Origin of the sequence: Labilibaculum manganireducens, from assembly GCF_002843385.1 — a bacterium.
Lineage (GTDB): Bacteria > Bacteroidota > Bacteroidia > Bacteroidales > Marinifilaceae > Labilibaculum > Labilibaculum manganireducens.
In genome coordinates this window covers 59,120-71,655 of record NZ_MVDE01000018.1, presented here as the reverse complement: position 1 = coordinate 71,655, position 12,536 = coordinate 59,120, and the positions used below count along the sequence as shown (strand labels likewise).

6 protein-coding genes are annotated in these 12,536 nt (G+C 33.1%); 1 reads left to right on the top strand and 5 read right to left on the bottom strand.

Going from position 1 to position 12,536, the window contains the following annotated elements; genetic code table 11:
• From BZG01_RS12610 to BZG01_RS12590, 5 genes are all read right to left on the bottom strand, one after another.
• Entirely contained in the window at positions 1 to 2,379 is a 2,379-nt protein-coding gene (locus BZG01_RS12610; protein WP_101310200.1) for a hypothetical protein, read from the bottom strand.
• Positions 2,380 to 2,970: 591 nt separating this feature from the next.
• Positions 2,971 to 4,095 (bottom strand): helix-turn-helix domain-containing protein, encoded by a 1,125-nt coding sequence (locus BZG01_RS12605; protein WP_101310199.1) that lies wholly within the window; start codon positions 4,093 to 4,095, stop codon positions 2,971 to 2,973.
• A 726-nt stretch (positions 4,096 to 4,821) separates the two neighbouring features.
• Positions 4,822 to 7,935, bottom strand: a complete 3,114-nt coding sequence (locus BZG01_RS12600; protein WP_101310198.1) for an efflux RND transporter permease subunit — start codon at positions 7,933 to 7,935, stop codon at positions 4,822 to 4,824.
• A 40-nt stretch (positions 7,936 to 7,975) separates the two neighbouring features.
• Entirely contained in the window at positions 7,976 to 9,043 is a 1,068-nt protein-coding gene (locus tag BZG01_RS12595; protein ID WP_101310197.1) for an efflux RND transporter periplasmic adaptor subunit, read from the bottom strand.
• Positions 9,044 to 9,091: 48 nt separating this feature from the next.
• A complete protein-coding gene (locus BZG01_RS12590) occupies positions 9,092 to 10,456 on the bottom strand; it encodes a TolC family protein (protein WP_101310196.1) in 1,365 nt (454 codons plus the stop codon).
• Positions 10,457 to 10,861: 405 nt separating this feature from the next.
• On the opposite strand from BZG01_RS12590, the gene BZG01_RS12585 reads away from it, so the two are divergent.
• Positions 10,862 to 11,929, top strand: a complete 1,068-nt coding sequence (locus BZG01_RS12585; protein WP_101310195.1) for a helix-turn-helix domain-containing protein — start codon at positions 10,862 to 10,864, stop codon at positions 11,927 to 11,929.
• The last annotated feature ends 607 nt before the right edge of the window (positions 11,930 to 12,536 follow it).

Sequence of the window (12,536 nt, the reverse complement as noted above, 5' to 3'; positions counted from 1 at the left end):
TTAAAATTTAAAATCTACTGATAATTCAAATTGTCTTGGACGAATTGCAGAAGCTACAACAGCTTTTAACTGCTCTGCTTTTGCAACATCCATTTGCATTGAATTAACTAAGTCACCTTTAATACCTCTTTGATCAAGGAAATTGGTTACCTTAAACTTAAGTATTACATTACGGCTCATGTTGTAATCCAAACCTCCGAAACTTTCCCACCATGGTTTATAGGAAACAGTATTTAAAGCATTTCCATATTGTTTACCAAAATAGCGTAAGCTTAACCAAGCTTTCATTTTTCCCTGGAAAAATTTATAACTAGGATCAATTTCCAGTAATACTTTAGATAATTGTGTTACCTGATTGTTAGAATAGTTATAGGAACCTTCACCTGCCGGAACAGTTACACCATATGGTGTAGGAGTAGCATCAAATTTGTAGCTTAAGCTATAGTTTTTATACTGAGGGTTCTGTAGTGTAATCAAAAAATGGATATTAAAATTCTTAAATGGATTGGCAACAATATCAGTTGTCCAACCTAAGGTTTGAATATCATATAATTCCGGACCAAAATCATCTCTTACTAATTGTGCTAATCCTGCCATTTGTCCCAGACTTGCCTCAGCACTGGCATTATAAAGTGTTGTTTCTGTACTTTTAACATTTGCTTTTTTAATTCCTGTAATTTTTGAAACAAGATTTAATTTCGATCCTATATTAAAATAGACTCCTGCTCCGTACTTTGTAACAACAATTTCATTGTCCGTTGGTATTGTACTACGAGTATAGGTATTTCCATCTTCTGGAATTGGCGTTCCTTCAGATCCACGTTTTGAATCCCAAAAAATATCCCAATAAGAATTGTAACATCCGTCAGCAATAACTCCGAAATTTTTAGTAAGCTTAAAAACTAAATTACCAACGGCAACCTTATTAAATTTATCTTTTTGTTCATATTCAATGAATTCAGATTCAACAGCTGCTTCATTGGAATTAAACTGATCATGTGTTTCTTTATAATTCTGATGCTCAATACGAAACCCTAATCCTAAATCAAGACGGTTACCCAAAGAAAAGTCATCTGAGAAATACAAGGCAGCTTTATTTACCTGATTATCATCTACCTTACCATTGTTCCCTGAACTTAGTACTTCTTCCGCATTAGTGCCATCAAAATAGGTAATAACAGTTCCTGTTGCAGTTCTTTGAGCTGTATAAATTCGCGGATTGGCTTCTACAGTCATAGTATACATCCCTGTTAAAGTTTCATATTCCCGATGAAACATTTGGTATTGACCACCTGCTCTTAATCGATGTGTTCCAATTTTCTTAGTGAATTGTAATCTGGAATTAGACATTGTAACATCAGCCTGAGGGATCAACTGATTCAAAGTCAACTGGCTGCCTATTCCACCATTAGCATCAGGATCAATATTAGTACTTAAAGGAAATATTACTCCCATAGTACCTTTCATTTTTTGAAAAAGTGATGTATATTCCATATCCCATCCATTATCAAACTGATGATCACCTACCAGATATATATTATGCGATAAAGACTGACTAAACTTATCATCATCCAAATTTGCAACCTTTGCGTTCCCATACGCATCTCTGTAAGGAATTAATCCGCTGCCGGGGATATATGAATCTTTGCCTAAATCAAAAGTAGGAAGTTCACTAAACTCACCATCTCCGTCGTTTTTTAAGGGCACATAATTCGACATGATTATTTTTGAATCAACTATCTTATAAATTAATTTAACACTACCTTTATTATACTTCTGTTGAATACCAATCTTACCCAAGCTAGTGTTATCGTACCAGTCTGTATACTGATAGTTAATTCCATTGCCTTTATCAAAGTTCTTGTAGGCACTAACAATATATCCTAAGCCCTTTTTATTCAGAGGCCCGGTAAATGTTGCATCATAACGAGAAGTACCGTTACTTGTTAAAGCAATTGAAGCGTAACCTTGATGCTTTCTTGAAGCATCTCTGGTAAAAGAACGCACAGGATTACCTACTTTACCATATAGCAATGCACCCTCTTCAAATGATAATAGACCTAGCTTAGTTAAGCTATTATCTTTTCTCCATGCGGCCAAAGGATTTGTTGGATAAAAATAGTAAACTACAGGCACACCATTTTCAGCAATAACAAGGTCACCTCTAAAAGGTAAACCAATATTCACATTTCGAGGTCCCGTTGAATTTTCAGCATTCAACATTACATTCCGGTTTTTCTCCTCCTTTTTCGAGATAAGGGTATCAGTAGTCTGTTGGGTCTTCACTTCACTTGCAGAATCCTTCTGTTCCTGCGAGTATACTTGCTTTGACATACCAAAGACAAGAACAACACATAAAGCACTTAATAATTTTTTCATAGATCAATATTTAGTGATAAAATAGAATTAGTTTTTTAACTGCTGACGATCAGTTAAAATTCAATTAGCTTTAAATTCAATATTCTTTCATTTCATTATTTATAATTTTTTTTAGATTATTTGTAAATTGTATATCCTATGCTGAGAATACTCTCTTCCAAGTATAGCTCCAACAATACAATCGTTTTCGATAACAATGCAAACATACTTGAATCTGCATTTTAAGCGTTCTGATTCTGTCACCCTTATAATCAACACGTCCGTTTAATCAAAATCTCACTGTGCGCATTTTGTAGGCACCTAATTAACTGATCGTTACAAAACAATCCTTATAAAAAAAACAACGATAAAAACAACCTACTAATAAAATAATGGAATAGACAAACAAAAAAAAAGCAATAAGAATAATGGGATGAAGTAATTGATAAGAAAAAGTTAATTATTATATAAACTCTTCTGAAATTAGGTAGAACAATGCACTAATTTACACCTAAAATATCAACTCAAAATAACGTTTTTAAATACACTATATAGCACACACCTTATTAGATATTGCTTAAATAAAGGCTTTCAGTCCAAAGTACTTTATTCTTAAATTAGTGTATTTGATTTTTTAAATTCAGTAGGAGTTAGATTGGTATATTTCTTAAAGAAATTGTTAAAGGCAGTTTTTGAATTAAATCCACATTCATATGCAATCGCAATAAAAGACCAATTTTTATGCGTAGGAGAAAGTATCAATTTCATTGCATATTCCGTACGGTACTCATTAACAAAAGTATAAAAGTTTTTTTTGAGATTTTCATTCAAAACTTGTGTAATATAGTGTTTAGGAATATCTGTTTGTTCCGAAAGTTTAGCTATTGATAATTCATTATCTTTCCAGGCTTCTGATTTATTCATAAAATCAATCAGTATTAGCGTGAATTTTTCAGCTTGTTTTTCTTTTAAGCTCGATTTTTCATATCGTTCGGAATCCGGTTTTGTAAATTTGCTTAAACTGACCGATGTGTAATTTGAAATTAATTGATGCTGCCGGTATCCCCATATGCTTAAAATATAAACAAAGACCAGTAAGGCTCCGCTTCGGAACTTTTCAATGTGCTCGATGAATGATTTCTGAATATGAAATGCACTTATAAGTATAATAAAATTATAAACTAAAAAGTATGCTGTGATTACCGTAAACAGCCACCACAAATTTATTTTTCGGGATTCAAATGAGTAATTATTAGCAATTTGTCTTTTATGCCGAAACAGAATAATTAGAGATAAAATGGTGTAGATCCATAAACACAAAACAAATAAATGACCAACAATAGTCCTGACGTTTATAAGCTTACAGTAGTGTTCAATAAACGATTCCAGACTGTTTATTTCGCTGCTGTAAGTCAGCAAAACAATGGTTACTCCAATAAGTAATGGGGCAAAATTTAAATAGTCCTTTCGCAAAAAGTGATTGTGATCCTGGCTGATATACTTCGTATATAAATACAGGAATGTTGGAAAAGTAATTGCAAGATTAACTGAAAAAGGCCATAGTTCTTCGCTGATAGCATATAGATTCTTGACTACATTTAATAAAAACATCCCGGCTATCGTAAACAACCAACATCCCAGAATCCGATCAGCAACAGTAAGTGGTTTTTTTAGGAAAACCATTATTGCCACAAATATTGATTGGGCAAAACCAATGTAAATAAAAGCAATGTCCATATGTGTAAAGCTAATATTTTTTTTTGTGCTTCAAAATTGATATAATCTTCAGGTATAATAGTTATACATCATTTAAACAACTCATACACAGTACCGTATTTTATGAATTCAATCTAAAATTCAATATAATTCGGATAATAAAAGGTTCGATCTATTTCATTAACCCACCAAGAGAAGACAAAAGAAAGATGTTAATTTCAATACTTTAGAAATCGAGCAGTTACATTCATTGTCATTTTTATTATACTTCAGTCTACAATCATTATTTGATTGCTTAAATTTTCAATGTACATCAAATATATTTTTTGATTAGCCACAATGATTGATAGCTTAATTTTCCTTCCAATTCAAGACAGGAAAACAAAAGAAAGTTGAATTCCGGATGATTCATACATTTCCTTTTAGAAAATTACCACCCAAAATCAGAATTTATATTTCGTCATGAGAATTATCCTTGTATAGTTTTGTTATTGCCAGATAAGCCTTTTTCTTAAACCTTGCTCCTATATATGTTGATTTTCAATGGAATAGTTGCAGTATTACTTTTTTAGATTGTTATTCTTTTCCTCTGTAATGAGTAATTCTTACATAAAGGCAATGAATACTACTATTTTTTCACAGCATTTTGTAGCTGAAAAATTGATAAAAATAAGTAGTCGGAAAATCTTTATCACATGCAGGCAATTCAGATTTTCCGATAAACTTTTATTTTTAAGAATAAATAAATTACTCGTCTTCTAATACAATCTCATTTTTTGAACTGAACCCCATCTTTTGTTGTAATCTTTTTACCATATAGTAAACAACCGGCACAATAATCATTGATAGTAACATGGAAACTGTCAAACCACCAATCAAAGTCCAGCCAATACCATTTTTCCATTCGGCACCCTCACTTTGAGAGAAAGCCAATGGAATCAAACCAATGATCATGGAAACGTTGGTCATTAAAATAGGTCTGAAACGCAATTTTACGGCTTCAGAAATGGCTTCAACCAATTCTTTACCACCAGAGATTAATTCGTTGGCAAAGTCAACAATCAGAATAGCATTTTTGGCTACTAAACCAATAAGCATCACAATTCCCAAAATGGAAAAAATATTAAGAGTGCAATTCGTCAATGCCAATGCCCAAAGAGCACCTGAAATGGACAGCGGGATGGAAAACATCACCACAAACGGATCGGCCCAACTGTTGTATAAAACCACCATAATGAGGTAAACAGAAAGGATTGCGGCAAGGAAAGCTAATCCCAGATCAGCAAATGATTCTGCCATCAATTTAGTTTGTTTAGAGGTTGTAACCTTTGTTGATTCAGGGGCATTTAGTTCTTCAAGTTTTGAGGCAAATTCTGTTTGAATTGTGCTTTGAGAAACCCCAAGAACCTGACTTGTTAATTGAACGGATGGGTTCCGGTTATAGCGTTCCAAACGCGACGGACCATTTCCTTCTTTTACTTCTGCAAATTGAGACAATTTAATTAGTTGACCAGTACTCATGGATACAAACGAAATATCTTCCAAATCTTTTTTATCCCTGCGATTTATTTCATTAAGTTGAATATTAATATCATATTCCTTTTCTCCATCGCGAAATTTATTGTCTGTGTTGCCGGCAAATGAAGTTCTTAAGACAGCTCCAACTGTAGCAAGATTTAAACCCAGCTTACTCATTTTATTGCGGTCAACACTAATATTATATTCAGGGTTGTCCTGATCAACACTTAACTCAGTTTCCACGGTACCTTCAATTGATTTCATACAATTTAGTACTTGTTGCGAATAAACCAGAACACTGTCAATATCCCTACCAACAACGTAATATTTAAGTGGTGTATCTTCGTTCCCCATAATATTAAGCGAAACAGCTTTAATTTTCACACCAATAATCATCTCTTCCAATTTTGCACGTACTTTTCGGGCAAATATATTGGTGGATACTGTGCGTTGTTCTTTAGGAATAAGCTTAACCGAAACCTCTGTAAAATATGGAGTTGCAGTTGTACTGATAATACCTGATTTTTTACCTGCTGTAGTATAAACCATATCAACTTCAGGAAGGCTTCTCAAATAATTTTCCACGTTACGTGTAGTACTATTATTTTTATCAAGACTTATATCATGAGGGAATTCCATACGCAAAATAAAAGAACCCCGGTCACCTGCAGGAACGAACTCTCCTCCAATATATCCGGCAGGGAACAACATAAACGTTCCGAAGAAAATAGCTGTAGCCACAATAAGAGTAATGGCTTTATTTTTCAATGCCCAATGCATCCATCCCAAAATCCATGCATTCAATCCATCAATTCCACGCTCAAAGATATTGAGAGTTTTGCCTAAAAAGTTTTGTTTTGGAACAGCCAGTTTTGCCCATTTCGAGGTCATCCAGGGAACAAGCGTGAACGAAACCAATAGACTGATCAACATTGACACAACAATAGTTACAGCGTATTCACGCAAAATATCGCCAACGATGCCTGATACAAACGCAATAGGTAAAAATACCGCAACAAGTACAAGTGTAATTGCAGTAACGGTCATTCCCAATTCTTTTACAGCTTGATAAGATGCCTGAATACGGTTTTTTCCCATCTCCATATGACGGTAGATATTTTCAATAACTACAATCGCATCATCAACCAAGGAACCAACAACCAAGGAAAGTGATGTTAAACTAATCAGGTCGAATGAAAACCCAAATAGATACATGGCTGTAAAGGTTGAAATTAATGATGTTGGAATAGCAATTAAAACAAAGATTGAATTCCGCATACTTTGCAGGAAAACCAACATAATTAACGATACGAGAACGATAGCCAGTATCAGGTCATGAAAGACAGCATCAGCCGCCTGTATGGTAAATCGGGATTGATCATCAGCAATATCGAATTTTAAATCATGGTCGGCATAATTGGCTTCAAGTTCTGCAAATTTTTGTTTGATTAATTTTGCTACTTCAACTGAATTCGCTTCTTTTTGCTTACTAATCTCTATCCCAATAGTTTCCTGTCCGTCAATCCTTGTAATGTTGTCGGGATCTTTTATACCATCATAAATATCAGCAATATCCCCAAGCTTAACAATTCCACCGTCTTTGGATCCCCCAATAATGACTTCCTTTAACTCAGTAATTGAACGGATTTTTCCAGAGAGACGAATGGTCATCTCATTGGTATAAGTCTTCAGTTTCCCAGTTGGGAATTCCATATTGGCATATTCAATCATTTTGGTTACTTCAAGCAAATTCAGCTTATAGGCTTCCAATTTATCAGGATCCAACATGATTTTAATTTCACGTTCCAAACCTCCAATCAAATCAACTCTTGAAACACCAGGTATACTAGACAGATCCGGTTTGATCCGATCATCAACCAACTTAAAAAACTCAGTTCCGGAAAGCTTGCTGTTAACACCTGCAATGAATATTGGTAAGGTGTTCAAATCAAATTTGTCAACAGAAGGCGTTTGTATGTCTTCAGGAAGTTGAGACAGAATACTATTTGTCTTTTGAGTTGCCTGTTGTACCGCAACATCAGTGTTTGCATCCAGTGCCAACGATAAGGTCACAATAGAAAGATTTTCAATTGAAGTCGATTCAATTTCTTCAATCCCCTCCATTGATGCAAGAGCATCTTCAATTGGAATTGTTACCGATTGCTCTACCTCGTGAGGTCCTGCACCTGGGTAAATCGTTGTAACTACTATTGTAGCTGTTGAAATTTCCGGCATCAGGGCATATTTGATTTTTGTAGCCGAAAATATTCCTAACAATACCAAAATTGTGAATAATACGATTGGTACTGTGCTTCTTTTTATGGATAAGCTTACTAGTTTCATTGAAATGTATTTTAGTTTTTGTCCAAATGAAGTCTGTTAATTATTTGATTACTTCCACTGTTGCTCCGTCGAAAATGCTGTAGTTTCCGTCAATAATTACCTGTTCTCCGGAATTTAGTCCCTCGAGTACCTGAACTTGACTATCAATCACCTTTCCTATTGTTATTGTTTTTAAAACAGCTTTATCATTCGCAATGGTATATACACTTGCATCTTTTAATGAGCCATTTATAGCTTTTCTTGGAACAAAGAAACTTGCGGAGTCCGATTTCAATAAAATTTCAGATGATACAAACATACCCGCCTTCAACAGTTTTTCGCCGTTGTTTTTTAGTTTAATTTCTGTGTCGAAACTATTTCCATAACCCGCTTTTTTCCCGATATATGAAATATAGCCTTCAAAAAACTTATCCGGATAAATTGAGGAAGTTATAATTACTTTTTGTCCAATATTAATGCCACTATAATCTTGTTCGGAAATAGTCACCTTTAGTTTCAGATTTACAGCATCAATGATATTACAAATTTTAGCACCACCGCCAATAAATTGCCCCATATCGATATATTTATCTTCAATATAACCAGAAACAGGAGCTTTAATTTTAGTATCTTCCAATTGGCGGTTTGCCGAAATATATTTTGCCCGGGTTGTTTTAAGTTTCAGTTGTATATCCTCTAATTGTTGGCTTGTTGCGGCATTCTCTTTAACTAACTTCGTAAATCTGGCATCTTCTTTTTCTAATTGCTCTAATGCAGCTTTACTGGCATCAAGCTGCGCTTTTAATAGTTCGTCATCAACTTTGGCAATAATATCACCTTTGTTTACATAGTCGCCTTTCGACTTATAAATTTCAACAATTCGCCCTTGTGTTTCCGAAATCAGATTTAAATCAGTTTCCGATTCCAAAAATCCAGTTGAAGAAAATTTTGATACCGGCTTTATCGATTTAATAACAAGAGCTTTTACCGGGTAATACTGTCCTTTTATGTTGCCAAGTTCTGCTGTTTTCGTTGTAGATTCTTTATTTGCTTTAAGTTGTAGAAAACAAAGGGTACATATTATTGCAACTATGGCAATGTACATTAGTCGATTAATATTTTTTTTCATTTTATGATTTTTTGCTTGTCTTATGAATTATAGAGATAGTAAAAAGGTTTAATTACCCGATATTGAATAATTAATTAACAGTCCTTTTGATTTTAAGAGATCTATTTCGGCCTGTTTCATAGATATGAAATTTTGCACATAATTAATTTCGGCGTTACGTAAATCTTGTTCAGATATTAAAAAATCTGTTAAGGTGGAAATACCTTCATTGTATTTCACATCCTCCTGATGCCTTACTTCCTTCGCCAATTCAATGTTATCCAATTGTATTTGGCAATTCTTCACATTGGAATTATACTGCATCAGTGCATTGCTATATTGAAGCTGTAAACCTGTCATAACACTTAGCTTTTTGTTTTGTGTCACCTCCATGTCGTATTTGGCAGATCTGATTTTTGCGTTATTGGAAAAACCTGTGAATATTGGGATGGTCGCTTTAACACCAATCACCTTTATATTGTACCAGTCCTTGCTGCCATCAAAAAAATTAAATTTGTCTCTTATTCCTTGAAACATATAACTACCATACAAGGCAATATTTGGGTACTTTTCTGCCTGTTCAGTTTTTATTTGAAGCTTGTTTAATTCCAATGATTTATCGAGCAGTTTAATTTCAGTGAGGTTTTGAAAGTCTAATCCCTCAGCAAAACTTTGAGTTAAAAGGGAACCATCGAAAAGGAGTTGGAAATTAGTTGTATCAACTACAAGTTGTTCATCCGCTTCCATACCAATGATATATTTCAGATTATTCGTCTGTACATTAATGGCGGCTGTAACTTGTTCCTTGTTGGCTTGCAGGTTTGTGTAATTGATTGTAATTTTATCTGCGTCTGTTTTTAGTGCAAGACCTCCTTTAACTAAGGCATTAACTTTCTTTTTCATCTGGCTGAGAGATTGCATATTGCTTTCAATAATCTCTAAATTTTTGTAGATAGCCATTAAATTGTAATACTCCTTTAAAAGCAAATGAACCATTTCAACCTGAGCTTTCTCCACCTCCAGACCTCTTATTTCCGATGCCCGTTTTACCGTTTTTAAAGCGTTGATGTATTTCAAGGAAAAAAGAAGCTGAGATAACTGTATCGAAGCGTCCATGTTGTGTTTTAGCCCAAATGACAATGCCATATCTTCACCTCCTCCCATCAGGGATCCAGGAACAATAGTTGTTGGCAATTTTAAATAATTCTTATAATCTATTTCAGATTTTATCTGAGGCAATCCGTTTCCTCGAACTTCTTTTATCTTTTGTTCTCCTTTTAATTTATTAAGATTGGCTTCTTTTAACTGATAGTTGTTTTGCCTGGCAAAATCTAACATTTGCTGTAAATTCATTTTGTGTGTTTCTTGTGCCATTAAGCCGACAGAAAAAATGAACGACAATAAATTGATTAGGATAATTCTTTTTAATAACATATCATTATATTTTATTTGATACTACAGTTTGTTGAAATGACATCGGCAATTTTATAGATAATGTCAGTTATTGTAGTACCATCTCAATTTTATTTAGAATATAGACGTCCTGTTTTTAAAGTGGCACCCATAAGACGCTGTATGAGAGAAGCATATTGGAGACAGTGTTTTTTATTTAGAACAACTTCTATCCTATACCGATACTATGTATGGATGAAAAAATGTAATCTTCTCAATTAGCAAATAGAGAGTAAAGAATGATTTAGCTGTGAAAAAATGATTAATTAGATAACCGCCATGTTCTGGGTGTCTGAAATAAAATTGGCTGTTTTTACTCGAATTATAAATTTGTATTGTTATTGCTGCAATTAGATAAGTAAGAGTAATTTTTATAAAAATATAATAATGGATGTAATCAATATATACGGAGTTGTAATTTCAACTTTAGGTGCTGTTTTTATTTTTACATTAAAAGATATAAGCAAAGCAGGCAACAGAATGTTATTTTCATTTTTCGCAACATTTATAACTAAATATTCTTTAGAACTTCTTAATGAAAATCTAAATAATTTGTTGCTTTCGAATATCTCCTCATCTATAAGTTTAGCTAAATATATTTTTTTCTTCTTGTATTTAAAATATATGACATCAGACCTGAAGCGAATTAAACAAAAGGATATCCTGTTCTTTTTGCCCTCCAGCCTTTTGTTGATTTATATGGTTGCTGCAAAGTATGATTTTGTTACAGGGTATGTTAATCCTAATATTCATTTTCAAATAATTAACAGATTATTTTCTGTATTCATGGCTGTTTTTCTAATACTTTCATTTAATATATTAAAGAGACACCATAAGGAGTTAAAAAACTATTATTCATATGAATCAGCAAAGATCAGTTTGGTTTGGGTGGTTGGCATTCTTACATATGATGTTATTATTCATTTAGTAGGCGTAGGATGGAATATTTTTAGCAGTAATATGGTTGTTGATATCTATATCAAAATAAGCCGTTTTTATATGTTTAATGAAACTATTACTTTATTAATAATTATGGTATTGGGAATTTGGCAAAGTACTATTTCACCCACTCAGATTGCTAAGTTGGTTGCCAAAAAGGAAGTAAATGAAAAACTTGGTTCGTATGTTCCCATCTTAAAAGCTTATATGGAGAAAAATAAACCTTATATAGATGGAAATTTGTCAATAGATAGCCTTGCAGAGCAGTTAAATTTAAAACGTCAGGATTTGTCTGAAATAATTAATTTTCACCTAAAAACCAATTTTTTCAATTTTATTAAGGAGTACAGGGTAAATCATATGATCGAACTAATGAAGAACGATAATTCTGACAATATTAAACTTCTGTATTTGGCATTTGATAGCGGGTTTAATAGTAAATCTGCATTTAACAGGGCTTTTAAAGAAGTTACGGGTAAAACCCCCTCAGAGTATATGAGTTTATTTAAAAGCTAAATGTAATTTATATCGACTCATTTATACTTGATATTGGTTCATCTCATTATCCAACACATTCTAAAATAGAGAAATATGATTTCTTAATTTGTTCCTCAAACACCCCTTGGGGTATTCGTCCATTTAACGAACAGTGTAGTTAAAACTGACATATACAGAATGTATAAGTTTTAATCTTATAAAACTTAGATTTTTTAGTTGCTTTTGTTTAAATTCGGCACAGGCTATTTATTTACCTAACATTTTACTAAATCACTCCTGATAAAATTTAATTAACTGAATTAAAACAAACTACCAATCATACTAGTCATTCAATTGTTACTTAATTCACATAACCGGCTCGTTTATTTATAGGTATGCTTTCTATATCGATAAATGTACAAAATACATCAAATAATATAATTTCTTTTGAGATTAACTAAATGTGAACTCTCAGGTGAACACAAGCAACCGTAGCACTATAAATAACAATAAATAAACCACTTATACACTAACAAAAAACTCCCTCTCTCTCCGCCATGCAGAAATGCAATAAAAAGAAAAGTCTTGTAAACTTAACGTTTACAAGGCTTTCTTCATTTAGCACCGACGCAATAAAGCACCAAAA